This window comes from Micromonospora sp. LZ37 (genome assembly GCF_059359015.1).
Map to the genome: position 1 here is coordinate 322,607 of NZ_JCADBL010000001.1, position 25,063 is coordinate 347,669.

Below are 25,063 nucleotides of genomic sequence, written 5' to 3' on the forward strand. Positions count from 1 at the left end.
CACCTCCTCGGGGTGTCTGTTCGGTCATCCGGTCACCTCCACCGAGTCCACCTCGGACAGCCAGCCGACGATGCCGGCGACCGCCTCCCGGCAGCCGCCGCAGCCGGTGCCGGCCCGGGTCGAGGCGACCACGTCGTCGACCGTCCGGGCCCCGGCGCGCCAGCAGCCCACCAGCGCTCCCTTGCTGACGTCGTTGCACTGGCAGACGGTCGCCGCGTCCGGCATCAGCGCCGGGGACTGCGCGGGGGCCGCCGCGGTCGCGCCGAGGGAGCGGCCGAGCAGCAGCGCCCGGCGGTCCGTCGGGACCGGCCCGCCCCGGTCGAAGAGCTGCACCACCGTGCCGACCGACGGGTTGTCGCCGAGCAGGATCGCGGCGGTGAGCCGCTCGTCGTGGATGCGGAGCCGGGCGTACGTGCCCCGGGCCGGGTCGGTGAAGGTCAGCTCCTCGCCGGGCCCACCGGTCGGGTCGCCCATCGCGGCCAGGTCGACGCCGGCCGCCTTGAGCCGGGTCACCACCGGCCGGGGCCGGTACCGGGCCGTCGGGTCCTCCCCGGTGACCAGTTGCGCCACCACCCGGGCCTGGGCCCAGGCCGGGGCTACGAGCCCGCTCACCGCGCCGTCGTGCTGGGCGCAGTCGCCGATCGCCGAGATGTGCGGGTCGCTGGTGCGCAGCCGGTCGTCGACCACCACGCCCCGCTGCACCGCCAGTCCGGCGGCGGCGGCCAGGGCGGTCTCGGGGCGTACCCCGCAGGAGATAACCAGGAGGTCGGCGGTGAGCGAGCGGCCGTCGGCCAGGTCGAGGCGGACCTGGTTGCCGGCCGCGGCCACCCCGGTGGCCGCGACCGCCAGGTGGGTGGTCACCCCGAGGCCGGCGAGGGTGCCGGCCAGGACGGCGGCGCCGGCCGGGTCGAGCTGGCGTTCCATCAGGTAGGGCAGGGGGTGCACCACGCCGACGTCGAGCCCCCGGGCGGCGAGCCCGCGGGCCGCCTCCAGCCCGAGCAGTCCGCCGCCGAGCACCAGCGCCCTGCGTGCCCCGTCGGCCGCGGCGAGGATCCGCCGGCAGTCGGCCAGGGTGCGGAAGGGGACCACCCGCTCCGGCAGGTCGGCCGGGTCCAGGCCGGGCAGCGGTGGCACCACGGCCCGGCTGCCGGTGGCGAGCACCAGGTGGTCGTAGGAGATCCGGTCGCCGTCGTCGGTGCGGACCTCGCGGGCCGCCCGGTCGACCGCGACGGCGGTGATCCCGGTCCGCACGTCGGTGCCCTGCCCGGCGACCTCGGCCAGCTCCACGTCCGGCTCGCCGACCTTCCCGGCCAGCAGGGTGGAGAGCATGATCCGGTTGTACGCCCGGTGCGGCTCCGCCCCGAGCACGGTGACCTTCCGGTCGCCGTCGCGGGCGTGCAGCTCCGCGGCGAGCCGGGAGCCGGCCATGCCGTACCCGACGATGACCACGTTTCCGCTCATGCCTTCTCCACCCGGACGGCGCAGATCTTGAATTCGGGCATCCCGGAGACCGGGTCGACCGCGTCGTTGGTCACCGAGTTCGCCCGGGCCGCGCCGGCCCAGTGGAACGGCGCGAAGACGGTGTCCGACCGGATCCCGGTGCTGAGCCGGGCCGGCGCGCGCAGCTCGCCGCGGCGGGAGGTGACCCGCACCTCGTCGCCGTCGGCCACCCCGAGCCGGTCGGCCAGGTCGGGGTGCAGCTCGACGAAGGCGCCCGGGGCGGCCCGGCGCAGCGCCTCGACCCGCCGGGTCTGGGTGCCGGACTGGTACTGCGCCAGCACCCGCCCGGTGGTGAAGTGCAGCGGGTACTCCGCGCAGACCTCCTCGGCGGCGGGCCGGTGGGTCACCGGGTGGAACCGGGCCCGGCCGTCCGGGGTGGGGAAGGTGTCGGCGAAGAGCCGGGGCGTGTCCGGCCCGTCCGGGTCCGGGCAGGGCCAGAAGACACCCTCGTCCCGCTCGATCCGCTCCCAGCTCACCCCGGCGTAGTCGGCCGGGCCGCCGGCCGAGGCCCGCCGCAGCTCGGCGAAGACCACCCGTGGGTCGGTCGGGAACGGCTCCGCCGCCGGCCCGCCTGCTGCCGTCCCGCCCGGGCGGGGTGACTCGCCCCGGGCGAGGGGAGCGCCGGGGGCTCCCGCTTGCAGGCGGGCGGCGAGGTCGGCGAGGACGGCCAGGTCGGTGCGGACCCCGGGGGGCGGGGGGCGCAGCGCGCGGCGGCGCAGCACCCGACCCTCCAGGTTGGTCATCGTGCCGTCCTCCTCCGCCCACTGGGCGACCGGCAGCACCACGTCGGCCAGCGCGGCCGTCTCGGAGAGCAGGAAGTCGGCGACCACCAGCAAATCCAGCCCGCGCAGCCGGTCGGTGATCCGGGCGGCGCGGGGCGCCGAGACCACCGGATTGGAGCCGAAGACCAGCAGGGCCCGGGGTCCGTCCGGGGTGCCGAGCGAGTCCAGCAACCGGTACGCCGGCACGCCGGGGCCGGGCAGCTCGTCGGGCTCGACGCCCCAGACCCCGGCCACGTGGGCGCGGGCCGCCGGGTCGTCGATCCTCCGGTAGCCGGGGAGCTGGTCGGACTTCTGCCCGTGCTCCCGGCCGCCCTGGCCGTTGCCCTGACCGGTGAGGCAGCCGTACCCGGAGCCGGGGCGGCCGGGCAGGCCGAGGGCGAGCGCCAGGTTGACGAAGGCGCTGACCGTGTCGACGCCCTTGGCGTGCTGTTCCGCGCCCCGGGCGGTCAGGATGATCGCGCTGTCGGCGGTGCCCAGCGCCCGGGCGGTCGCCTCCAGGTCGGCGACCGGGACCCCGGAGAGCCGCTCGACCTCTGCCGGCCAGTACCCGGCCACCGTGCGCCGCACCTCCGCGAAGCCCGCCGTACGGGCGGCGACGTAGGCCCGGTCGACCAGCCCTTCGGTGAGCGCGATGTGCAGCAGCGCGTTGGCCACCGCGAGGTCGGTGCCGGGCAGCGGTTGCAGGTGCAGGTCGGCCTGGCGGGCGGTGGCGGTCACCCGGGGGTCGATCACGATCAGCCGTCCGCCGCGCTGCCGCTGGTCGGCCAGGTGGCGCATCAGCGGCGGCATGGTCTCCGCCGGGTTGGCCCCGACCAGCAGGAGGGTCCGCGCCCGGCCGAGGTCGGCCAGCGGGAACGGCAGGCCGCGGTCGACGCCGAAGGCGCGGATGCCGGCTGCGGCGGCCGAGGACATGCACCACCGGCCGTTGTAGTCGATGTGCCGGGTCCGGAGCGCGACCCGGGCGAACTTGCCGAGCGCGTACGCCTTCTCGTTGGTGAGCCCGCCGCCGCCGAAGACGGCGACGGCGTCCCGCCCGTGTCCGGTCTGGACGGTGCGGATGCCCTCGGCGACCCGCGCCATCGCCTCGTCCCAGCCGGCCGGGCGCAGCTCGCCGCCGGGCTCGCGCAGCAGCGGGCTGGTCAGCCGTTCGGGGTGGTCCAGCAGCTCGGCGGCGGTCCAGCCCTTCTGGCAGAGCCCGCCCCGGTTGGTGGGGAACTGCCGGGGGAGCACCTCGACCCGCTCACCGGTGTCCCGCAGGACCATCCCGCACTGCAACGCGCAGTACGGGCAGTGCGTCTCCGCCTCCCGGGGTGCGGCCCCGGGCTGCGTCGCGGAGCGGGCACGTTCTGTCATGCCTGGGAAGCGTGCCGCCGGGCGGTTTCCGCTCCGGGTCCCCGCTGTTTCGGTCCTGTCAAGAGCGGCTCACACCGTGCGGGGGCACGGTTCCGGTCCGCAGCACCTAAAATCTGAGACACCTTTCTCATTTCTTGGGAGGCTCGGATGGACGTGGCGGCGGCGTTCGACGCGGTGGCGGGCAGCTACGACGAGGCACGGCGGCGCCTCGTGCCCTGCTTCGACGACTTCTACGGCACCGCGGTCGAGGTGGCCGCGCCGCCGCTGCGGGCGGCGCTGGAGTCCGGGCGTACCCCGTGGGTGCTGGACCTGGGCGCGGGTACCGGGCTGCTCTCGCTGCTGCTGACGGCGGCGGTGCCGGGAGTGCGGGTGACCCTGGTGGACGCCGCGCCGCGGATGCTCGCGGCGGCCGCCGACCGGTTGACCGCCCGGGGCGTGGCGCACCGCACGGTGCTGGCCGACCTGACGGACCCGCTGCCCGAGGGCCGGTACGACGCGGTGGTCTCCGCGCTCGCCATCCACCACCTCGACGACGCCGGCAAGCGTGCGCTCCACCGCCGGGCGGTCGACGCGCTCGTGCCCGGCGGGGTGTTCGTCAACGCCGAGCAGGTGGCCGGTCCCACCCCGGCCCTCGACCGCCGGTACGACGAGGTCTGGGTGGCCCGGGCCACCGCCCTCGGTTCCGACGATGCCGAGCTGGCCGCCGCCCGGGAGCGGATGCGGCACGACCGGCCGGCGCCGGTGGCCGACCAGTGCCGGTGGCTCGCCGAGGCCGGGCTGGTCGACGTCGACTGCTTCTTCAAGTCGTGGCGCTTCGCCGTCCTCGGCGGCCGGCGACCCTGACCGCCACCTGCCTCGCCCCCCGGCCGCCTCGCGCCCCCTCAGCGCGGTTTGCGGCGTGTCGCGGTGTCCCGGCGGCCGGACACCGCGACACGCCGCAAACGGAGACAGGGGGCAGGGGGCAGGGGGCGAGGGCGTTTTGGGCCGTTGGCCGACCGGCGCGAAGCGGGATGACTGGCGGTCATACCAATGGGTAGTCTTCCCGGCATGACTGCCAAGGTGACACTGTCGTTCTCCGACGAGACGATCGAGGAGGCACGCCGGTTCGCCAAGCGCGAGGGGCTGTCCCTCTCCGCCTGGATGGACCAGGCGGCCCGGGAGAAGGCGCTCCGCGAGGTCTTCACCGCGCACGCCGCGGCGGTCGCCCGGGCCGGACTGGACCTGGAGTCCGCCGCGATCGCCGACGCCCGCGAGGTCGGCATGGTCGACGACGTCCTCTTCGGCGGTCGGCCGCGTGCTGCGTAGGGGCGAGATCTGGCGCATCGAGGGCGCTCGTGAACGGCTCGGGCTGGTGGTCAGCTCCGACGTCTACAACTCCACCGACGTGCCGATCGTGATCGTCGTCGAGGTGGTCGACGAGTCGTTGCTGCGCGACTCCCCGCTGGCCGTCCCGATGGGCCGGTGGGTGGTGATGCCCGACCGGCTCTCCTCGCCGATGAAGAAGTGGTTCACCGAGTGCGTCGACGTCACCGACGCCGAGACCATGCAGCGGGTCGACCGGGCGCTGCGCATCCTCCAGCAGCTCTGACCCTCACCACCGCCCGCCGGCCGTCGTGCGATTCCCGTTTCCGGAACGACCCGTCACGGGCACGGCCGGGTAATCCGGCGTTCCTAGCCTCCTCGGCACACCGACGAGGAGGAGCCGCCGTGAGCACGCTCGCCCCCACGACCATCGTCACCGCCGACCCACCCGCCGCCGGGCGCCCGCACCGCATCGAGCAGTGGCGCCCCGAGGACCCCACGTTCTGGCGTACGACCGGAGCCCGGATCGCCCGCCGCAACCTCTGGGTGTCGATCTTCGCCGAGCACGTCGGGTTCTCCGTGTGGAGCCTGTGGTCGGTCACGGTCCTCTTCCTCGGCCCCGCCTACGGCATCGACCCGGCCGGGAAGTTCCTGCTCACCGCCGTGCCGGCCGCGCTGGGGGCGGTGCTGCGGCTGCCCTACACGCTGGCCGTGGCGCGCTTCGGCGGGCGGAACTGGACGATCGTCAGCGCCCTGATGCTGCTGCTGCCGGCGGTGCCGATGACGATCCTGCTGGAACCGGGGGTGTCGTATCCCACCCTGATGGTGCTGGCCTGCCTCACCGGCGTCGGCGGCGGCAACTTCGCCTCCTCCATGGCCAACATCAACCTCTTCTTCCCGGACCGGCTCAAGGGGCGGGCGCTCGGGCTCAACGCCGGCGGCGGCAACCTGGGCGTGCCGGCGGTGCAGCTGGTCGGGCTGGCGGTGCTGGCCACCGCCGGGGCGGCGTACCCCCGGCTGGTGCCCGCGGTCTACCTGCCGCTGATCGTGCTGGCCGCGCTGGCCTCGGCCCGCTGGCTGGACAACCTGCCGAACGCCCGCAACGAGCCGGGCGCGCTGCGGGAGGCCGCCCGGGAGCCGCACACCTGGGTGATGTCGCTGCTCTACATCGGCACCTTCGGCTCGTTCATCGGGTTCGGCTTCGCCTTCGGGCAGGTGCTCCAGCTCCAGTTCGCCGAGCGCTTCCCCACCCCGATCGACGCCGCCTGGCTGACCTTCCTCGGCCCGCTGATCGGCTCGCTCATCCGGCCGGTGGGTGGGCAGCTCGCCGACCGCCTCGGTGGCGCCCGGGTCACCTTCTGGAACTTCGTCGCGATGGCGGCCGGCGCCGGGCTGGTGCTGTACGCCGCCCGCGAGCGCTCCTTCCCGCTCTACCTGACCGGGTTCCTGTCGCTCTTCGTCTTCTCCGGGGTGGGCAACGGGTCCACGTACAAGATGATCCCGGCGATCTTCCGGGCCCGGGCGGCCGGCGAGGCGGAGCTGACCGGTGACCCGGAGGCCGCCGCCCGGCGGGCCCGACGGCTCTCCGGGGCGCTGATCGGCATCGCCGGCGCGGTCGGGGCCTCCGGTGGCGTCCTGGTCAACGTGGCCTTCCGGCAGTCCTTCCTAACCTCCGGCAACGCCGAGGCGGCCTACCTGGCCTTCATCGGCTGGTACGCGCTCTGCTTCGGTCTGACCTGGGCGGTGTACCTGCGACCGGGCCCGCGTCGGCTGACCGGGGTGTGACCTGTACCATCGACACAACGCAAGCCACGCTGGGTGACCCCCCGTTTTGACCTGCCGACGGGGCGGCGGGTATCGTTGCCTGCTGTTGTACGACATCCAGAGGCGTGCCGCATCAGGTACGCTTGGTCGTTCGTGCGCGCCTGGTCACCTCGGCGCGCGACCCCAGACCGACGACGAGACAAGGTAGACCTGTGCGTACGTACAGCCCGAAGCCGGGTGAGATCGAGCGTCAGTGGCACGTTATCGACGCCTCTGATGTCGTGCTGGGCCGCCTGGCCACCCACGCCGCCACGCTGCTGCGCGGCAAGCACAAGCCGACTTTCGCGCCGCACGTCGACACGGGCGACTTCGTCGTCATCGTGAACGCGGGCAAGGTCGCGTTGACCGGCAACAAGCGTCAGACCAAGGTTGCCTACCGCCACTCCGGTTACCCGGGTGGTCTCAAGCAGGTCGGCTACGACGAGCTGCTGACCAAGCGCCCCGAGCGGGCCATCGAGCTGGCCGTCAAGGGCATGCTCCCGCACAACAAGCTCGGCCGTCAGCTGATCAAGAAGCTGAAGGTCTACGCCGGTGCCGAGCACCCGCACGGCGCGCAGCAGCCGGTGCCGTTCGAGATCAAGCAGATCGCGCAGTGAGCGCGGGCGAAGGAAGCAGCATGACCGACATCACCGAGACCGAGGTTGCCCCCGAGGCCACCGAGGCGCCGGCGCCCGTCGCCCGCGCGCCGCGTGGTGACCGCCCGATCCAGACCGTGGGTCGGCGCAAGGAGGCCATCGTCCGGGTCCGCATCGTCCCGGGCAGTGGCAAGATCACCTGCAACGGACGTGACCTCGAGGCCTACTTCCCGAGCAAGGTGCACCAGCAGCTCATCAAGGACCCGCTGGTCACCGCCGAGAAGCCCGAGGCGTTCGACGTCATCGCCAACCTGCGTGGCGGCGGCACCACCGGCCAGGCCGGTGCGCTGCGGCTGGCCATCGCCCGGGCGCTGATCGTCAACGAGCCGGACGACCGTCCGGCCCTGAAGAAGGCCGGCTTCCTGACCCGTGACGCCCGGGTCAAGGAGAGCAAGAAGTACGGCCTCAAGAAGGCCCGTAAGGCTCCTCAGTACTCGAAGCGCTGATCATCAGCGGCACGTTGTACTTCTGACGGAACGGCCGGGTCCGCCTCCCTTCGCGGGAGGTGGGCCCGGCCGTTCCGCTTTCGCCGTTACATCGGCATTGTCATCTCATCGGCAGTTTCACCGGAGGTTGGCGGGTATGGGGCGGTTGTTCGGCACGGACGGCGTACGCGGGCGGGCGAACGTGGATCTCACCCCCGAGTTGGCGCTCGCGGTGGCGGTGGCCGCCGCCCACACGTTGGCCGAGTCGGACCGGAGTCATCCCCCGCTGGCGGTGGTCGGGCGGGACACCCGGGCCAGCGGCGAGATGCTGGAGGCCGCGGTGGTGGCCGGGCTCACCAGCGCCGGCGCCAACGTGGTCCGGGTCGGCGTGCTGCCCACCCCGGCGGTGGCGTTCCTCACCGCCGAGGCCAAGGCCGACCTGGGCGTGATGCTCTCCGCGTCACACAACCCGATGCCGGACAACGGCATCAAGCTCTTCGCCGCCGGCGGGCACAAGCTGCCGGACGAGATCGAGATGCGGATCGAGGCCGCCGTCGAGGCGAACGCCACCACCGCCTGGGAGCGGCCGGTCGGCGCGGGCGTCGGCCGGGTGCACGACCTGCTCGACGGCGCCGACCACTACGTGCAGCACCTGACCAGCACGCTGCCGCACCGCCTCGACGGGATCAAGGTCGTGGTGGACTGCGCCAACGGCGCGGCCGCCGAGGTGGCGCCGGTGGCGTACCGCGAGGCGGGCGCCGAGGTCATCGCCATCAACGCCGAGCCCGACGGCCTCAACATCAACGACGACTGTGGCTCCAACCACACCGACGCGCTGCGCGCCGCCGTGGTCGAGCACGGCGCCCACCTGGGCATCGCCCACGACGGCGACGCCGACCGCTGCGTCGCGGTGACCGCCGACGGCGAGGAGATCGACGGCGACCAGCTGATGGCGATCCTCGCCCTCGCCATGCGGGAGGCCGGCACGCTCACCCAGGACACCCTGGTCGCGACCGTGATGAGCAACCTCGGCCTGCGCCTGGCGATGTCCGCCGAGGGCATCCGGCTGGTCGAGACCAAGGTCGGCGACCGGTACGTCCTGGAGGAGCTGCGCGCGGGCGGCCTCGCCCTGGGCGGCGAGCAGAGCGGGCACATCGTGATGCCGGCGTACGCCACGACCGGCGACGGGGTGCTCACCGGCCTGCACCTGATGGCGCGGATGGCGGCCACCGGCAGGTCCCTGGCCGAGCTGGGCGCCGTCGTGGCCAAGCTGCCGCAGGTGCTGATCAACGTGCCGGTCGGTGACCGTACCGCCGGCGCGGCCGCGCCCGCCGTGCGGGCCGAGGTCGAGCGGGCCGAGGCCGAGCTGGGCGAGACCGGCCGGGTGCTGCTGCGCCCCTCCGGCACCGAGCCGCTGGTGCGGGTCATGGTGGAGGCCGCGACCGAGTCGACCGCCCGTTCGGTGGCCGAGCGGATCGCCGAGCAGGTCCGCACCGCCAGCCCGGCCGCCTGACCTCCGCGCGCCGGCACCACCGGCGCGGCCGGGTGTCGACGGTCAGGCCGTCGTCGACACCCGGCGCAGGAAACGCTCACCCAGCTCGACCACCTGGCCGGCGTCGAACTCCAGGGCCGGGCCGGCGACCGTCACCTCCGCCATCGCCAGGCCCGGCACCTCGGTGTCCCGCCAGCCCCCGACGAACCAGGTCTTCTCCTCCTCGGCCAGGGCGAGGTTGACCTCGTCCAGCAGCTCGGCCGGGTACGGCAGCCAGAACCGGAACTGGTGGGTGTGCGGAGGCGTCGGGAACACCCGGGCGCCGGGCAGCTCCGCCAGGGCCGCGGCGACGGTTCGCGCGTGCGTCACGTATTCCGGCAGCCGAGGCAGCTCGTGCTCCAGCCCGGCGAGCGCGGCCAGCGCGGCCGGCCACTGCTGGAACAGCTGCCCGCCGTACCGGTGCCGCCAGACGCGGGCGTAGCGGACCAACTCGTCGTCGCCGGCCAGCGCCGCGCCGGAGATGCCGCCGAGGGACTTGTAGAACGAGACGTAGACGCTGTCCGCCAAGGCCGCGACCTCGGCCGGCGACCGCCCCAGGTGCGGGGTGGACTCCCACAGCCGGGCGCCGTCCAGGTGCACCCGGGCACCTCGGGCCCGGGCCGCCGCCACGGTGGCGACCAGCTCGTCCCAGTCCGGCAGCACGAAACCGGCGTCGCGCAACGGCAACTCCAGCAGCAGCGTGCCGATCGGCTCGGCGAGCGCCGCCACCTCCCCGGCGTCCGGGTTGCGCGCCGCCCGGGTGGTCAGCACCGCACGCAGGCCGCCGAGCACCGCGTACGCGTCACCCTCGTGCACCAGGGGATGGCTGAGCGGGTGCAGGCCGACCGCGTCCCGGCCGGTCACCTCCGCGCCGTAGCGCATCGCGACCTGCTGGGCCATCGTGCCGGTGGGGAAGAAGGCCACCGCCCCGGCGCCGAGCAGTTCGGCGACCCGACGCTCCACCGCCGGCACCGCGCCGCCCTCGCCGTAGAGGTCCGGCAGGGCGTCCGGCTCGGCGGTGGCCCGCAGGACGGCGAGCTGCTCGGCGACCGTCACCGGCCGCTTCCCGGCCAGCGCCCGGTCGCAGCCGCGCAGCGCGCTCAGCCGGCGCAGCCGCGCGGTGGACGGTTCGCTCATCGGGCGCCCGCGAGGCCGCGCAGCCGGGTGACCGCCTCGGTGAGCACGTCGGGGCGCTTGCAGAACGCGAAGCGGATGAGCCGCCGGCCGGCCTCCGGGTCGTCGTAGAAGACCTGGGTGGGCACCGCGACCACCCCGCACCGCTCCGGCAGCGACCGGCAGAACTCCACCCCGTCCCGACCGCCCAGCGCGGTCACGTCGGCGGTGACGAAGTACGTCCCCTCCGGGGTCAGGACCTCGAAGCCGGCGTCGGTGAGACCGGCCACCAGCTGGTCCCGACGTCGTTGCAGGTCGTCCCGGAAGCCGGTGAAGTAGGCGTCGGGCAGGGCCAGCGCGACGGCGACCGCCGGTTGCAGCGGCGCCGCGTTGACGAAGGTGAGGAACTGCTTGACCCGCAGCACCGCCGAGACCAGCGCCGCCGGCCCGCTCACCCAGCCCACCTTCCAACCCGTGCAGGAGAAGGTCTTGCCGGCCGAGGAGATGCGCAGGGTCCGCTCCCGCATCCCCGGCAGCGTGGCCAGCGGCACGTGCGGCGCTGCGGCGTCGGTGAAGACCAGGTGCTCGTACACCTCGTCGGTGACCGCGTACGCGTCGTGCTCCCGGCAGAGCTCGGCGACCAGCGCCAACTCCTCGCCGGTGAACACCTTGCCGGTCGGGTTGTGCGGGGAGTTGAGCAGCACCAGCCGGGTCCGGGGACCGAACGCGGCGCGCAGCGCCGCCGGGTCGAAGGCGTACCGGCCGTCGCCGCCCGGGCGCAGCGTCACCGGCCGCCGCACCGCGTCGGCCAGCGCGATCGAGGCGGCGTACGAGTCGTAGTACGGCTCGAAGCAGATCACCTCGTCGCCCGGCTCGCAGAGCGCGAGGATGGCGGCGGCGACCGCCTCGGTGGCGCCGGCGGTGACCACGATCTCGCCGTCCGGGTCGTACGTCAGGCCGTGGAAGCGGCGCTGGTGGTCGGCGACGGCCGCGCGGAGCGCGGGGATGCCCGGGCCGGGCGGGTACTGGTTCTGCCCGGTGCGCAGCGCCTCGGCCGCGGCGGCGAGCATCTCCGGCGGGCCGTCGCTGTCCGGGAAGCCCTGCCCCAGGTTGACCGCGCCGGTGCGGACGGCGAGCGCGGACATCTCGGCGAAGATCGTCGTCCCGAACGGACGCATCCGGGCCACGAGCGGGTCGACATCGGTGGGCGTCGTCACCTGCGCCAGCCTACGGTCCGAGCACGCCGGTCACGAGCCCGCACAGGTGACCCGCCAGCCCGAGCCCTCCGCCGTCTCGACCACCGGCGGCCGACCCGCCACCGTGGTGGAGCAGCGCACCCGCCGGCCGTCGTCCTCCGCCGTCGCGATCACGATCACCCGGTTCGGGTCGTCCGTGCGGATCGACCTGCGCCAGGGCAGCGGGACCGCCTCCAGGTGGATGAAGTCGCCGTTGGCGTCGTAGTACTGGATGTCGGCCCGCGTCGCCCCGGTGACCTCGTACCGCACGCCGAACCGGCCCCGGCCGTTGGACGGGGTGACGGCCGGCTGGGCGGGTTGGACGGGCGGGGGCGGGGTCCAGGTCGCCTCGGGGACGTCCTCCTCCTCGTAGTCGTACGGGTCGGGGTAGGGCTCCTCGGCGACCGGATCGGCGTACCGGCCCAGCAGCACGCCGCCCACCGGGAGGCAGCCGCAGACGGCAAGGGTGAGCGCCACGACGACGCCGACCACCACGCCCACCACCCGTCCGGAAGAGCCGGAGCCCCCCGCCGGGGGCCCCGAGGCGTACGGCGGCGGGTAGCCCGGTGGTGGCCAGCCCGGGCGTCCCGCCACCGGTCCGACCGGGCCGCCCGGTAGCGGCAAGCCCGGGCGGCCCGGCGCGGGCGGCGCCCCGACGCCGATCCAGTCCTGGGGCCGGGCCGGTCGGACCGGGCGCGCTGCGGGCGACGACGGCCCCGTCGGGGCCGGTGCCGCGGGAGCGGCCGTCCACGGCTTCCCTTGAGCGGGGGCCGGGCCGGTCGACGGCGGCGTCCAGGGCGTTCCGAGGGCGGCCGGGTCCGTCGACGGCGCCGTCCACGGCGTGCCGGCGGTGGCCGGGTCGGGCAACGAGGGTGTCCACGGCGTGCCGGGGGTGGCCGGGGTGGGGCCGCTCGACGGTGCCCACGGCGTGCCCGGGTTCAGCGGCGGCGGGTCGAGGGGCGGTCCGGCGGGGGCGCCCGTGGCGGCGGGGGGCGGCGCGGCCGTCGGGCCGGTCGGCGGGGGCGGCATCCACGGCACGGGCGCGGCCCAGGGCGCGCCGCCCGCCAGTGGATCCGGCGCGGCCAGCGGGTCCGGGGGCGTCCAGGCGTACGGCGAGCTGGTCGGCGGGGCGGTCGGGTCCGGCGGTGGAGCCGCCGGGGACGGCTCCGGGCCGGTGGACGCGTCGGACATGGCGGCTCCGGGAGGCGGGAGGGATGGGACGAGCGGGCCGTCCCAGGGACGTGCCGGATCGGTCGAGAGCGTGTCGCACGGGTGTCCGCCCCCGCAACCCCGTCGGCCCCGGCCCGCCCCGTACCCGATCGCGCCGATCGTCCTCGGGGCGCTCCTCCCGCGCTGATCGCTCAAATTCAGTGCTTGTTTACCCGACTTCTGCGCACGCGAGATGAGCGGAACTGGGTTAGGCTGCTGGCCATGTGTGGAATCGTGGGTTACGCCGGCTCGCGCCCGGCGCTCGGCATCGTGCTCGACGGACTGCGGCGGCTGGAGTACCGCGGCTACGACTCGGCCGGCGTGGCGATCGTCTGCGACGACGAACTGCTCACCGAGAAGAAGGCCGGCAAGCTGGCCAACCTGGAGAAGGTCCTCTCCGAGCGCGCCGCCAGCAACCCCGAGGACTGCGCCGCCAGCCCGATCGGCATCGGCGACGGCACCACCGGCATCGGGCACACCCGCTGGGCCACCCACGGCGGCCCGACCGACCGCAACGCCCACCCCCACCTGGCCCCTGACGGCCGGGTCGCCGTGATCCACAACGGCATCATCGAGAACTTCGCCAAGCTCCGCACCGAGCTGGAGGAGAACGGCGTCCAGTTCACCAGCGACACCGACACCGAGTGCGCCGCCCACCTGCTCTCCGCCGCGCTGGCCGACCTGCGCTCCGCCGGCGAGGTCGACAGCCCGCAGTTGCTCGCCTCCGCGATGCGGGTGGTCTGCCAGCGGCTGGAAGGGGCCTTCACCCTGCTCGCCGTCGACGCCGGCATCCCCGGCGCGGTGGTCGGCGCCCGGCGCAACTCGCCGCTGGTGGTCGGCCGGGGCGACGGCGAGAACTACCTCGCCAGCGACGTGGCCGCGTTCATCGAGCACACCCGCGAGGCCGTCGAGCTCGGCCAGGACCAGATCGTGCTGATCACCGGCGAGAGCATCGAGATCACCGACTTCGCCGGGCACCCCGCCGCCGGCAAGGACTTCCACATCGACTGGGACTCCTCCGCCGCGGAGAAGGGCGGCTACGACTGGTTCATGCTCAAGGAGATCGAGGAGCAGCCGCAGGCGATCGCCGACACGCTGCTCGGCCGGCTCACCGAGACCGGTGAGATCGCCCTCGACGAGGTCCGCCTCAGCGACCAGGACCTGCGCGACGTCGACAAGATCTTCATCGTGGCCTGCGGCACCTCCTACCACGCCGGCCTGGTCGCCAAGTACGCCATCGAGCACTGGACCCGGATCCCCTGCGAGGTGGAGCTGGCCAGCGAGTTCCGCTACCGCGACCCGGTCCTCGACCGGTCCACGCTGATCGTGGTGATCTCGCAGTCCGGCGAGACCATGGACACCCTGATGGCGCTGCGGCACGCCAAGGAGCAGAAGGCCCGCGTGCTGGCCATCTGCAACACCAACGGCTCGACCATCCCGCGTGAGTCCGACGCCGTCCTCTACACCCACGGCGGGCCGGAGATCGCGGTCGCCTCCACCAAGGCGTTCCTCACCCAGGTGGTCGCCTGCTACCTGATCGGCCTGCACCTGGCCCAGGTGCGCGGGATCAAGTTCGCCGACGAGGTCGGCGCGGTGGTCGCGCAGCTCCAGGAGATGCCGGGCAAGCTGCGCGAGCTGCTCGACCGGATCGAGCCGGTACGCGAGCTGGCCCGCGAGCTGAAGTCCGAGCCGACCGTGCTCTTCATCGGCCGGCACGTCGGCTATCCGGTGGCCCTGGAGGGCGCGCTGAAGCTCAAGGAGTTGGCGTACATGCACGCCGAGGGCTTCGCCGCCGGGGAGCTGAAGCACGGCCCGATCTCGCTGATCGACAAGGGCACCCCGGTGATCTGCGTGGTGCCCTCGCCGGTGGGTCGCGGCATGCTGCACGACAAGGTCGTCTCCAACATCCAGGAGGTGCGGGCCCGGGGCGCCCGCACCATCGTGATCGCGGAGGAGGGCGACCAGGCCGTCGTCCGCTACGCCGACCACCTGATCTACGTGCCGCGGACGCCGACCCTGCTCGCCCCGCTGGTCACCACCGTGCCGTTGCAGGTGCTGGCCGCCGAGATCGCCGCCGCCCGGGGCCACGACGTGGACCAGCCCCGCAACCTGGCGAAGTCGGTCACCGTCGAGTAGGTCGCGCCCCAGCTCCCCCGGGCTCCGCCCGCCGCGTCGGTGGCGGGTGGGGCCCGTCCGTCTCCGGGCGGGAGCTCACCGGCCCAGCACGATCCGGGCCATCCCGTCCAGCGCCGGGTTGCCGGGCTCCCAGTAGCCGGTGTGGCCGTACCGGCCGCTGGGGAAGGTGCGGCCGCCGAAGCCCGGATCGCTCGGATCGTGCCCGAACCACAGCTCATGGTCGGACGGGCGGAGCAGCGAGACGGCCGTGGCCAACGGGGACGCCGCGAGCACCGCCCGGCCGGCCAGCTGCCCGAGCGGCTCGACCAACCGGATCACGTCGTCCGGTGCGGTGCTGGACCAGACCTGCCCGGGCGGCACGCGCAAAGCCTCGGCCCGGTCCACCCCGACGCCGGGTGAACCGACGAAGACCAGCGCGTCCGCGCCGAGCCCGTGATCCCGGGCCGCGGCGCCCACCACCACCGACCCGTAGCTGTGCCCCAGCACCGTCTGCCGGGCCGGCGGGCCCTCGTGGGTGGCGCGCAGCCCCTCCTGAAAGCGGTGCAGCGCCGGGGCGGCGTCCGTGGCCTGGGTGGAGCGGGCCGCCTCGGGCAGGAAGTCCGGCGCGTCGTAGTCCAGCCAGAGGACCGCCGCCGTCTCCTCGCCGGGGGCTATCGTGGCGCACCGGGCGAGCACCCGCCCGGCCCGGCTCAGCTCGCCCGGCGCGTCGCCGAGGTCGGCGGTCATCCCCGGCACGTACGTCAGCACCCGGTCGGCCCGGTCCGGGTTGCCCAGCGCGACGATCGCCCGCCCGTCGCCCGTCCGGTCCAGCCCCAGCAGGTACGGCCGGGGCGTCCGCTCCGCCGCCAGCCGCCCGGCGAGCGCGTCCACGCCGCCGAGGTGCTCCTCGACCCGGCGCAGGGCGGCCAGCTCCCACGCCCCGCGCGGGGAGCGGTCCAGCAGCTCCCGCCGCTCGGCGAGCAGCGACTCCCGGTGCCCGGCCAGCAGCAACCGGTTCGCCTGGTCGCGGGCCGCGACCGGCACCCCGTCGAGGCGGCCGACCAGCCCCGACTCGTGCACCGTCAGCCAGCGCCGCTGTGCCGGGGTGAGCCCCGCCCACCAGGCCCGGACCGTCGCCGGGTCGGCCTCGGCGGCCGGCCGCCCGGGCGGCGGTGGCTCCGACCAGCCGGCCCGGGCGGCGGCGGAGAGCTCGTCCAGCCGGGCGGCCGCCTCCCGGTCGGCCGCGTCGGCCAGCGCCAACGCGTCCCGCAGCGCCGCGGCCACCTGGTCCGCCGCCGCCGAACCGGCGCCGGCCGCCCCGCCGCGCCGGTCGATCTCCACCCCGCTCCGGTCGGCCAGCGCCACCGCGTCGGCGAGCCGGGCCTTCGCCACCCGCAGCCGGCTGGCGAACTCGGCGAGCACCTGGTCGGTCTCCAGCACGGCCGGTAGCAGCCCGGCCAGCTCGTCGCGGAACGCGCCGAGTCGCCCGTCGGCGGCCGTGGCGGCCCCACCCGACCAGCCGTCGCGCAGGGCCGCCGCTCGCTCACCCAACCCGGCCCGGCGCCGCTCGACCGGGTCGGTCAGCCCGCCCCAGGCCGTCGCGGCCCCGGCCCACGCGCCCGGTGAGGCGCCCCAGAGCTGCGCGTACCCGGTCATCGCGGCACGGCGGTCAGCCGGCCGGCGGCCCGCTCGTCCACCGCCTCGTACTCCTGGGCGGCCGTGCGCAGCCCGGCGGCGGCCTCGGCGACCCGGGCGCCCAGCGCGCCGTGCCAGGCGTGCACCGCCGACTCCAGCCGGACCAGGGCGGTGGCGGCCCGCCACCCGGGCGCCGCCACCACCAGCCCCGGCACGCCGGCCACCCCGTGCGCCAGCCGGTACGCCTCGTCGGCGAGCCCGCCCGCGACCCCGCGCAGCACCCCCGGTCGCACCTCGAACGGTTCGTCGTACATCCCCGCGCCCCTCCCGCCCGCCACCTCGACGCCGCCGACGGTAGGCGGCGCCACCCGCGGCGGACAGGCCCTGTGGACAGCCGGCGGTGGTCGTACCCGAGGGTTTTCCACAGGCATTGCCCACAGCGTGGCCGGCGGCTAATCTGCCGCCTCGGCCGCCGGTAGGGTGAGCTGGTGATCGTCGCGGTCGGCATCGACGTCGTGCTGGTGGACCGGTTCGCCCGGGCCCTGGCCCGGACGCCGCTGCTCGCCGACCGGCTCTTCACCGAGGCGGAGCGGTACACCCGGTCCGGCAACCCCCGGTCCCGGGAGTCGATGGCCGCCCGGTTCGCCGCGAAGGAGGCGGTGGCCAAGGCGCTCGGCGCCCCGGCCGGGTTGAGCTGGCACGACTGCGAGATCGTGCCCGACCCGGACGGCCGGCCCTGGCTGACCGTCTCCGGCACGGTGGCCGCCGCCGCCGCCGAACGCGGGATCAACCGCTGGCACCTCTCGCTGTCCCACGACGGCGGGATCGCGTCGGCCATGGTGGTCGCCGAACGGTGATCCCACCGGGCGGGTCGACCGGCGCCGCCCGCAGGTGAGGGGAAGGACGGGGTCGGCATGAAACCGGTGTGGCGGGTCGCGGACGTCCGCGCGGCGGAGGCCGGCCTGATGGCCACGCTCCCGCCGGGCACGCTGATGCAACGGGCCGCCGCCGGGCTGGCCCGCCGCTGCGCGCTGCTGCTGGCCGACCGGGGCGGGGTGTACGGCTCCCGGGTCCTGCTGCTGGTCGGCACCGGCGACAACGGCGGCGACGCCCTGTACGCCGGGGCGCTGCTGGCCCGGCGCGGCGCCGCCGTGTCGGCGCTGCTGGTGACCCCCGGCCGGGCGCACGCCGAGGGGCTGGCGGCCCTGCGTGCCGCGGGCGGCCGGCTGGTCGACCGACCCCCGGCCATGGTGGACCTGGTGCTCGACGGCATCGTCGGGATCGGCGGCACCGGTGGGCTGCGGGAGACCGCCGAGCAGCTCGCGGCCAGCCTGGTGCGGTACTGCGGGCGCGACGGCACGCGGGCGACGGTGGTGGCGGTGGACGTGCCGAGCGGGGTGGCGGTGGACACCGGGCACGTGCCGCTGACCGCCTCCGGTCGCCCCAGCGCGGTGCGCGCCGACGTGACGGTGGCCTTCGGCGCGCTCAAGCCCGCCCTGGTGGTCGGACCGGCCGCCGTCCTCGCCGGGCACGTCGAGCTGGTCGACATCGGGTTGGCGCCGTGGCTGCGCGGGTCACCGGCGCTGCGGGTGACCGAGTGGTCGGACGTCGTCGAGTGGTGGCCGCGGCTCGGCGCCGCCTCGGAGAAGTACACCCGGGGCGTGGTGGGGGTGGCGACCGGGTCGGCGACGTACCCGGGCGCGGCGGTGCTCTCCGTCGGTGGCGCGCTGGCCGGTCCGACCGGCATGGTCCGCTACGCCGGTGGGGCCCGCGCGGAGGTGCTGCACCAGCATCCGTCGGCGATCGCCACCTCCCGCGTCGCCGACGCCGGCCGGGTGCAGGCCTGGGTCTGCGGCTCCGGGCTCGGCACCGGCGAGGAGGCCGCCGCCGAGCTGCGGGCGGTGCTCGCCGCCCCGGTGCCGGTGGTGCTCGACGCGGACGCCCTCACCCTGCTGGTGGACGGTTCCCTCGCCGGCCGGCTGCGCGACCGGGACGCGCCGATCGTCATTACCCCGCACGACCGGGAGTTCGCCCGGCTCTGCGGGGAGCAGCCCGGCGCGGACCGGGTCTCCGCCGCGCTGCGGCTGGCCGCCTGGATGAACGCGACGGTGCTGCTCAAGGGGGACCGGACGGTGGTCGGCACGCCGGACGGGCGGGCGTACGTCAACCCGACCGGCACCGCCGCGCTGGCCACCGGGGGGACCGGCGACGTGCTCGCCGGGCTGCTCGGCTCGCTGCTCGCCGCCGGCCTGGCGCCGGAGCGGGCGGCGGCGGCCGCCGCGTACCTGCACGGGTCGGCCGGGCGGGAGGCGGCCCGGGGCGGGCCGGTGACCGCGTCCGACGTGGCGGCCGCGCTGCGCCCGGTGGTGGCCCCGCTGTTCCGTTGAACCGGGGCGGGGCCGGGGCCGTACTCCCCGGCGTGCGGTGCGTCGGGCGACGCTGCCGGCCGCACGCGTACCGAGGAGGAACCATGCGCAGAGCGCTCCTGCTGAGCGTCGCCGTCGGCGGCATGCTGCTGGCCGGGACCGCCGTCGCCACGGCGAAGGACGGCCGGGACCGGGTGGCCACCCCGCCCGGCGGGGCCGCCTTCGAGCTGCGGATCGACCCGGAGCTGGACGCCCGGTTCGGCCCCCGGCCGGTGAACGCCGTCCGGGCCGCGGAGATCGTCACCGCCCGGTTCGGCGGCCAGGTGACCCGGGCCGAGCTGGACGAGGAGAACGGCCGGCCGATCTGGGAGATGACGTTGCGCGGGGCGCGGGTCGGTGAGGTCGACGTCGACGCGATCGACGGGACCGTGTCCGGCGGCTGAGGCCGGAGCGCCGTCCTGTGATCACCCGGCAAGTAGGCTGGGCGCATGTGGCAGGCCGAGGTGCGCGTCGATCTGGACGCGATCCGTGACAACGTGGCCCGGCTCCGGGCGGGCACCAGCGCCGAACTGATGGCGGTGGTGAAGGCCGACGGGTACGGCCACGGCATGGTCCCGTCGGCCCGTGCCGCGCTGGACGCCGGTGCCGACTGGCTCGGGGTCTGCACGCTGGACGAGGCGTTGACCCTGCGGAGGGCCGGGATCACCGCGCCCGTGCTGGCCTGGCTGCTCGCCCCCGGGCTGCCGCTGCACGAGGGCGTCGCGGCCGGGGTGGACCTGGCCGCCGCCAGCCTGCCGCAGCTGGCCGAGATGGTGGAGGCGGCCCGCCGCGCGGACCGGCCGGTCCGGCTGCACCTCAAGATCGACACCGGGTTGTCGCGGGGCGGGGCCACCGTCGCGGACTGGCCGACCCTGCTGGAGGCCGCCGCGAAGGCCCAGGCCGACGGCCTGGTCGAGGTGGTCGGCGTGTGGAGCCACTTCGTGTACGCGGACCTGCCCGGCCACCCCACCACCGACCGGCAGCTGGCGGTCTTCCACGAGGGCCTGGCCATGGCCGAGCGGGCCGGCCTGCGTCCGCGCTACCGGCACCTGGCCAACTCGGCCGCCACGCTGACCCGCCCCGACACCCACTTCGACCTGGTCCGCCCGGGCATCGCCACGTACGGCCTCTCGCCGGTGGCCGGTGACACGTTCGGGTTGCGCCCGGCGATGACCGCCCGGGCCCGGGTGATGCTGGCCAAGCGGGTCCCGGCCGACACCGGCGTCTCGTACGGGCACACCTACCGCACCGACGGCGAGGCGAACCTGGCCGTGGTCCCGCTCGGCTACGCCGACGGGGTGCCCCGGCACGCCTCGAACGTCGGCCCGGTGCAGCTCGCCGGGAAGCGCCGGACCATCTCCGGCCGGGTCTGCATGGACCAGTTCGTGCTGGACTGCGGCGACGACCCGGTGGCCGCCGGGGACGTGGCCACCCTCTTCGGCGACGGTGCGGACGGCGCGCCCACCGCGGACGACTGGGCCGAGGCCGTCGGCACCATCAACTACGAGATCGTCACCCGGTTCGGCGGGGTGCGGGTGCCCCGGGTCTACGACGGCGAGCGGAGCTGACGCCGTGACGCAGCGCTTCCGGATCCCCCGGCCGCGGACCGCCGCCGGACGGATCGCCGGGGTGGTCGGCGCCGCGGTCGGCGTCGCCGCCGCCGGGCTCGCCGCCGGCGTCGCCACCGAGCGCACCCTGGTGCGCCGGCTCAAGGCCGACCCCACCGACCGGTACGCGCACGAGGTCTTCGGCGCGCAGCGGTACGACGAGTCGTACCGGCTGGAGATGCCGGACGGCACCGACATCCACGTCGAGGTGGTGGAGCCGACCCGCCCGGTCCCGGGCAACCCGACCGTGGTGCTGGTGCACGGCTTCTGCCTGGACATGGGGACGTTCCACTTCCAGCGCAAGCTGCTCGCCGAGCGCGGCGAGCACCGCGTCGTCGCGTACGACCAGCCCGGTCACGGCCGGTCGGGCCGCCTGGAGACCGGCGAGTACGACCTCGCGGCGCTGGGCCGGACCCTGCGCCGGGTGATCGACCGGGCCGCCCCGGAGGGGCCGCTGGTGCTGGTCGGGCACTCGATGGGCGGGATGACCATCATGGCCTTCGCCGAGCTGTACCCGGAGATGTTCGGCGACCGCGTGGTCGGCACGGTGCTGATGGCCACCTCGGGGGGGCTGCTGGCCGAGACCAGGCTGGTCGCCCCGGCACTGCTGGGTCGGGTCGGCGCGCCGGTGCTGTACATGGTCAGCAACGCCACCCGGTACGGCGGCACGGTGATCGACAAGGCTCGCAAGTCCACCACGAACGTCGCCTGGCTGCTCACCCGCAAGTACGGCTTCGGCACCCCCAAGCCGAGCCCGGCCCTGGTGTCGTACGTCGAGCAGATGAACTCGCGGACCTCTGCCGACACCGTCACCCGTTACCTGCGTACCCTCGCCACCCACTCCCGGTTCCCGGCGCTGGCCGCGCTGAGCGGCACGCCGGTGCTGGTGGTCGTGGGGGACAAGGACATGATCACACCGGTCACCCATTCGGAGGAGATCGTCCGCCGGCTGCCGCACGCCGAGTACGTGAAGATCCACGACAGTGGGCACGTGGTGATGCTGGAGCACGCCGACGAGGTCAACGCGGCGCTGGAGCACTTCCTGGAGTCGTTGTGAACGTCACCGTCACGCTGCCCACGGTCGAGGAGACCCACGCGTTCGGCCGCCGGCTGGCCGGGGTGCTGCGCGCCGGTGACCTGCTGTTGCTCACCGGCCCGCTGGGCGCCGGCAAGACCGCGCTCACCCAGGGCATCGGCGCCGGGCTCGGGGTGCGTGGCGAGATCACCTCGCCGACCTTCGTGATCGCCCGGGTGCACCGGCCCGATCCGGCCCGGGGCGGCACGGTGGGGCTGGTGCACGCCGACGCGTACCGGCTGGGGGACGCGGCCGACCCCCGCGCCGAGATCGACGACCTCGACCTGGACGCCTCGGTGGACGACTCGGTGACCGTGGTCGAGTGGGGCGAGGGGCTGGTCGAGCAGCTCGTCGACGCCCACCTGCGGGTCCGCATCGACCGGCGGGACGACGACAGCCGGACCGTCGAGCTGGAGCCGGTCGGGGGCGACTGGGCGCACCGCCTGGCGGGGCTGGGCTGAACGCTGTCGTACCGGCTGCCTAGAGTGCCCGGGACCGACTGCGAAAGGTTGCCGATGTCCGACGCCGCCCCCACCCTCGACCTGCTGGCGCTGCTGCCGGAGGCCTGGCGTGCCGTGCTCACCCCGCACCTCGATCCGGCCCGCACCGCGGCGCTGGCCGAATTCGTCGCCCACGAGTACGCCACCCAGACCGTCTTCCCGCCGGTCGAGGACCTCTTCTCCGCCTACCGGCTCTGCGGGCCGCGGGAGACCCGGGTGCTGATCCTCGGTCAGGACCCGTACCACCGGGCCGGGCAGGCGCACGGGCTGAGCTTCAGCGTGCGCGAGGGGGTGACGGTGCCGCCGTCGCTGCGCAACGTCTTCAAGGAGCTGGGCGAGGACCTGGGCGTGCCGAAGCCGCGCAGCGGCAACCTCGACGGCTGGGCGGCCCAGGGCGTGCTGCTGCTCAACGCGGTGCTCACCGTCCGCCAGGCCACCCCCGGCTCGCACGGCAACAAGGGGTGGGAGGAGTTCACCGACGCCACCATCCGCGCCCTGGACGCGATGGAGGAGCGGGTCGTCTTCCTGCTCTGGGGTGGGTACGCCCGCAAGAAGGCGGCCCTGGTCACCAACCCCCGGCACGTGGTGCTGGAGGCCGGCCACCCCAGTCCGATGAACCCGCGCGGCTTCCTCGGCAGCCGCCCGTTCAGCGCCGCCAACAAGGCTCTCGCCGACGCCGGCCTGCCCACGATCGACTGGGAGCGTTCCGCCGGCTGACCCGGCTGGCCCGCTGGCTCCGGCTGGCCCCGGCTGGTCCGTCCGGCCCGGGGCGCTCAGCTCGCCGGTCCGCTGCTGGCCTGCTGTTGTCGGTGGCGGCGCAGCAGGTCGGCGGCGCGCGGGTCGCTGATCTCCACCGCGACCAGCGGCACCACCCGGTAGCTCCGCTCCCCGTGCCGCACCTCGATCGCCTCCGGCAACTCGTCGCACATCCGGGCCCGGACGTCACCGGCCACGGTCCGCCAGAGGTGCTCGCCCGGTTCCTCCGGCTCCAGCCTCAGGTAGCCGAACTCGCGCCACTGCGCGTTCCAGCGCTGGGCGTAGCCGTCGGTCAGCCACTGGGTGAACCGCGCCGAGTCCGCCCACCGGACAGCGATCTCCACCTCGGTCACCGGCACCGGTGCGCCCTGCAGGAGCGCGGCCGAGCCGCCGGCCAGGACGTGGGGGAGGTCGCCGAGCCGGGCCACGACCGCGTCGATGCCGGCCTGGTCGATCCGGTCGGCCAGCGACTGCCCGGCGAGCGCCTCGATCCGGGCGTCGAGGTGCGCGTCCAGCGGCTCGACGGCGACGGTGAGCTGGGCGCCCATGGCGTCGAGCAGCTGTTCCAGCAGCTCGACGCTCGGGCTGCGGTCACCGCTCTCCACCCGGGCCACCATCGCCTGGCTCACCCCGGCGAGACGGGCCAGCTCCCGCTGGGTCAGCCGGCGCGCCTCGCGCTCGCGCCGGACGACGGTGCCGAGGACGGTGACCAGGCGGGAGGAGGGCATCCCCGGATGGTGGGCCATCTCTGTGTGAGCGCGATACCTGAGAGGCATATTGATGACTCAGAGGTATCACTGTCGCGGAGGTCATGCTTCCCAGCGGTGTAACGCCGCGTAATCCCCGTCCCGCGCGCCCCGCCGGGCCCCGCCCCGCCGGGCGTGGACGGGGTGTGACCGGAGGTGACCGGGAGGGGCGGCTAGGCTGGCATACCGTGCTCGTACTGGTGGTGGACTCCTCGACCCCGGCGGTGACCGCCGCGCTGGTGGAGGTCTCGGCGGACGGGGTCGCGGCACGGGCGCTCCGGTGCACGGTCGACGCCCGCGCCCACGGCGAATTGCTCGCCCCGCAGGTGGACGCGGTGCTCGCCGACGTCGACGCGCGGCCGCGTGACCTCGCCGCCATCGTCGCCGGGCTCGGCCCCGGCCCGTTCACCGGGCTGCGGGTCGGCCTGGTCACCGCCGCGACGATGGGCCAGGTGCTCGGCGTCCCCACGTACGGCGTCTGCTCCCTCGACGGCCTGGGCCATCCGGTGGCGGCCGGCGAGCCGGTCCTGGTGGCCAGCGACGCCCGCCGCAAGGAGGTCTACTGGGCCGTCTACGACGGCGCCGGGGAGCGGATCGCCGGGCCGAACGTCGACAGCCCGGCGATCGCCGCCGAGCGGGCCCGCGACCTGCGGGTCACCACGGCGGTCGGCGACGGCGCCCAGAAGTACGCCGACGTGCTCGGCCTGCCGGTGCGGGTCGAGCCGCGCTACCCGGACGCCACCGCGCTGGCGGCGCTGGCCGCCGAGCGGATCCGGTCCGGCGCCCCCTCCGAGGCGCTCACCCCGCTCTACCTGCGCCGGCCGGACGCCGTGGCCGCCACGGCCCGCAAGCCGGTCCTGCCGTGAGCGGCGGGGCACGGTTGGCGCGGTTCCGCTGGTGGCACATCGACGAGGTGCTGCCGATCGAGGCGGACCTCTTCGGCGTCGAGCAGTGGTCCCCGGCGATGTTCTGGAACGAACTGGCGAACGGACACCACTACCGGGTGGCCCTCGACGACGACGGGACGCTGCTCGGCTACGCCGGGCTGGCCGTCCAACCCGACGAGGCGTGGGTGCAGAACATCGCCGTCCGCCGGGACGCCCAGCGGCGCGGTGTCGGTCGTGCCCTGCTCGAGGAGCTGCTCGCCGAGGCGGCCCGGCGCGGTGCCCGCAGCGTCCTGCTGGAGGTCGCGGCGGACAACGTCCCCGCCCAGAAGCTCTACGCGGCGTACGGCTTCGAGCCGATCGGCGTACGCCGCGGCTACTACCAACCGAGCAACACCGACGCGCTGGTCATGCGGCGCGACGAGGACTGA

General features: G+C 75.1%; 25 protein-coding genes. 17 read left to right on the forward strand and 8 right to left on the reverse strand.

What is annotated here, in order from left to right; translation table 11 throughout:
* Window positions 1–24: 24 nt before the first annotated feature.
* The gene (locus tag AC5L3Z_RS01550) at window positions 25–1,461 is read right to left on the reverse strand and encodes an FAD-dependent oxidoreductase (protein WP_494838910.1); all 1,437 of its coding nucleotides are present in this window, start codon (window positions 1,459–1,461) and stop codon (window positions 25–27) included.
* Entirely contained in the window at window positions 1,458–3,635 is a 2,178-nt protein-coding gene (locus tag AC5L3Z_RS01555; RefSeq protein WP_494838912.1) for a molybdopterin oxidoreductase family protein, read from the reverse strand. The genes AC5L3Z_RS01550 and AC5L3Z_RS01555 overlap by 4 nt, the downstream gene beginning before the upstream one ends.
* A gap of 147 nt (window positions 3,636–3,782) precedes the next feature.
* Here AC5L3Z_RS01555 and AC5L3Z_RS01560 point away from each other — a divergent pair, with 147 nt between their 5' ends.
* From AC5L3Z_RS01560 to glmM, 7 genes are all read left to right on the forward strand, one after another.
* Window positions 3,783–4,478, forward strand: a complete 696-nt coding sequence (locus AC5L3Z_RS01560) for an SAM-dependent methyltransferase (RefSeq protein WP_494838913.1) — start codon at window positions 3,783–3,785, stop codon at window positions 4,476–4,478.
* Window positions 4,479–4,682: 204 nt separating this feature from the next.
* Complete coding sequence (locus tag AC5L3Z_RS01565; protein WP_334529451.1) at window positions 4,683–4,940, forward strand: DUF6364 family protein; 258 nt, start codon at window positions 4,683–4,685, stop codon at window positions 4,938–4,940.
* Complete coding sequence (locus AC5L3Z_RS01570) at window positions 4,930–5,223, forward strand: type II toxin-antitoxin system PemK/MazF family toxin (RefSeq protein WP_334529453.1); 294 nt, start codon at window positions 4,930–4,932, stop codon at window positions 5,221–5,223. The genes AC5L3Z_RS01565 and AC5L3Z_RS01570 overlap by 11 nt, the downstream gene beginning before the upstream one ends.
* 119 nt (window positions 5,224–5,342) lie before the next feature.
* A complete protein-coding gene (locus AC5L3Z_RS01575; RefSeq protein WP_494838915.1) occupies window positions 5,343–6,722 on the forward strand; it encodes a nitrate/nitrite transporter in 1,380 nt (459 codons plus the stop codon).
* 191 nt (window positions 6,723–6,913) lie between these two features.
* A complete protein-coding gene (rplM, locus tag AC5L3Z_RS01580; protein ID WP_121399851.1) occupies window positions 6,914–7,357 on the forward strand; it encodes a 50S ribosomal protein L13 in 444 nt (147 codons plus the stop codon).
* Between the two features lie 20 nt (window positions 7,358–7,377).
* The gene (rpsI, locus tag AC5L3Z_RS01585; RefSeq protein ID WP_088998399.1) at window positions 7,378–7,842 is read left to right on the forward strand and encodes a 30S ribosomal protein S9; all 465 of its coding nucleotides are present in this window, start codon (window positions 7,378–7,380) and stop codon (window positions 7,840–7,842) included.
* 136 nt (window positions 7,843–7,978) lie between these two features.
* On the forward strand, window positions 7,979–9,334 hold the full coding sequence (glmM, locus tag AC5L3Z_RS01590) for a phosphoglucosamine mutase (protein ID WP_494838917.1): 1,356 nt from the start codon (window positions 7,979–7,981) through the stop codon (window positions 9,332–9,334).
* A 42-nt stretch (window positions 9,335–9,376) separates the two neighbouring features.
* On the opposite strand, the gene AC5L3Z_RS01595 is transcribed toward glmM, so the two are convergent.
* From AC5L3Z_RS01595 to AC5L3Z_RS01605, 3 genes are read right to left on the reverse strand one after another with little or no spacing between them, the layout of a single operon-like run.
* Window positions 9,377–10,489 (reverse strand): threonine aldolase family protein, encoded by a 1,113-nt coding sequence (locus tag AC5L3Z_RS01595; protein ID WP_494838919.1) that lies wholly within the window; start codon window positions 10,487–10,489, stop codon window positions 9,377–9,379.
* Window positions 10,486–11,682: a pyridoxal phosphate-dependent aminotransferase gene (locus AC5L3Z_RS01600; protein ID WP_494838921.1), complete on the reverse strand. Its 1,197-nt coding sequence runs from the start codon at window positions 11,680–11,682 to the stop codon at window positions 10,486–10,488. The genes AC5L3Z_RS01595 and AC5L3Z_RS01600 overlap by 4 nt, the downstream gene beginning before the upstream one ends.
* 30 nt (window positions 11,683–11,712) lie before the next feature.
* Window positions 11,713–12,891 carry an MmpS family transport accessory protein gene (locus AC5L3Z_RS01605; RefSeq protein ID WP_494838922.1) on the reverse strand — a complete coding sequence of 393 codons (1,179 nt, stop codon included), beginning with the start codon at window positions 12,889–12,891 and terminating at the stop codon, window positions 11,713–11,715.
* A gap of 240 nt (window positions 12,892–13,131) precedes the next feature.
* Between AC5L3Z_RS01605 and glmS the strand changes: the two genes are divergently transcribed.
* Complete coding sequence (gene glmS, locus AC5L3Z_RS01610; protein ID WP_494838923.1) at window positions 13,132–15,045, forward strand: glutamine--fructose-6-phosphate transaminase (isomerizing); 1,914 nt, start codon at window positions 13,132–13,134, stop codon at window positions 15,043–15,045.
* A gap of 75 nt (window positions 15,046–15,120) precedes the next feature.
* On the opposite strand, the gene AC5L3Z_RS01615 is transcribed toward glmS, so the two are convergent.
* Together AC5L3Z_RS01615 and AC5L3Z_RS01620 are read right to left on the reverse strand one after the other, a co-directional pair.
* Window positions 15,121–16,680 carry an alpha/beta hydrolase gene (locus tag AC5L3Z_RS01615; RefSeq protein ID WP_494838924.1) on the reverse strand — a complete coding sequence of 520 codons (1,560 nt, stop codon included), beginning with the start codon at window positions 16,678–16,680 and terminating at the stop codon, window positions 15,121–15,123.
* Entirely contained in the window at window positions 16,677–16,973 is a 297-nt protein-coding gene (locus AC5L3Z_RS01620; RefSeq protein WP_494838925.1) for a type VII secretion target, read from the reverse strand. The genes AC5L3Z_RS01615 and AC5L3Z_RS01620 overlap by 4 nt, the downstream gene beginning before the upstream one ends.
* Before the next feature lie 174 nt (window positions 16,974–17,147).
* Here AC5L3Z_RS01620 and AC5L3Z_RS01625 point away from each other — a divergent pair, with 174 nt between their 5' ends.
* From AC5L3Z_RS01625 to ung, 7 genes are all read left to right on the forward strand, one after another.
* Window positions 17,148–17,516: a holo-ACP synthase gene (locus tag AC5L3Z_RS01625; RefSeq protein ID WP_334529490.1), complete on the forward strand. Its 369-nt coding sequence runs from the start codon at window positions 17,148–17,150 to the stop codon at window positions 17,514–17,516.
* A gap of 57 nt (window positions 17,517–17,573) precedes the next feature.
* Window positions 17,574–19,046 (forward strand): NAD(P)H-hydrate dehydratase, encoded by a 1,473-nt coding sequence (locus tag AC5L3Z_RS01630; RefSeq protein ID WP_494838927.1) that lies wholly within the window; start codon window positions 17,574–17,576, stop codon window positions 19,044–19,046.
* An 83-nt stretch (window positions 19,047–19,129) separates the two neighbouring features.
* The gene (locus tag AC5L3Z_RS01635) at window positions 19,130–19,468 is read left to right on the forward strand and encodes a PepSY domain-containing protein (protein ID WP_494838928.1); all 339 of its coding nucleotides are present in this window, start codon (window positions 19,130–19,132) and stop codon (window positions 19,466–19,468) included.
* A 45-nt stretch (window positions 19,469–19,513) separates the two neighbouring features.
* Window positions 19,514–20,632 carry an alanine racemase gene (alr, locus tag AC5L3Z_RS01640; protein ID WP_494838930.1) on the forward strand — a complete coding sequence of 373 codons (1,119 nt, stop codon included), beginning with the start codon at window positions 19,514–19,516 and terminating at the stop codon, window positions 20,630–20,632.
* Between the two features lie 4 nt (window positions 20,633–20,636).
* Window positions 20,637–21,728, forward strand: a complete 1,092-nt coding sequence (locus tag AC5L3Z_RS01645) for an alpha/beta fold hydrolase (protein WP_494838932.1) — start codon at window positions 20,637–20,639, stop codon at window positions 21,726–21,728.
* Window positions 21,725–22,207 carry a tRNA (adenosine(37)-N6)-threonylcarbamoyltransferase complex ATPase subunit type 1 TsaE gene (gene tsaE / locus AC5L3Z_RS01650; protein WP_334615361.1) on the forward strand — a complete coding sequence of 161 codons (483 nt, stop codon included), beginning with the start codon at window positions 21,725–21,727 and terminating at the stop codon, window positions 22,205–22,207. Before AC5L3Z_RS01645 ends, tsaE begins: the two co-directional genes overlap by 4 nt.
* Window positions 22,208–22,261: 54 nt before the next feature.
* Window positions 22,262–22,963: a uracil-DNA glycosylase gene (ung, locus tag AC5L3Z_RS01655; RefSeq protein WP_494838935.1), complete on the forward strand. Its 702-nt coding sequence runs from the start codon at window positions 22,262–22,264 to the stop codon at window positions 22,961–22,963.
* Window positions 22,964–23,019: 56 nt separating this feature from the next.
* Here the strand turns inward: ung and AC5L3Z_RS01660 are convergent, their stop codons facing one another.
* The gene (locus AC5L3Z_RS01660; protein WP_494838937.1) at window positions 23,020–23,730 is read right to left on the reverse strand and encodes a helix-turn-helix domain-containing protein; all 711 of its coding nucleotides are present in this window, start codon (window positions 23,728–23,730) and stop codon (window positions 23,020–23,022) included.
* Between the two features lie 206 nt (window positions 23,731–23,936).
* On the opposite strand from AC5L3Z_RS01660, the gene tsaB reads away from it, so the two are divergent.
* Together tsaB and rimI are read left to right on the forward strand one after the other, a co-directional pair.
* Entirely contained in the window at window positions 23,937–24,614 is a 678-nt protein-coding gene (gene tsaB, locus AC5L3Z_RS01665; protein WP_494838939.1) for a tRNA (adenosine(37)-N6)-threonylcarbamoyltransferase complex dimerization subunit type 1 TsaB, read from the forward strand.
* A complete protein-coding gene (gene rimI / locus AC5L3Z_RS01670; protein ID WP_494838941.1) occupies window positions 24,611–25,063 on the forward strand; it encodes a ribosomal protein S18-alanine N-acetyltransferase in 453 nt (150 codons plus the stop codon). The genes tsaB and rimI overlap by 4 nt, the downstream gene beginning before the upstream one ends.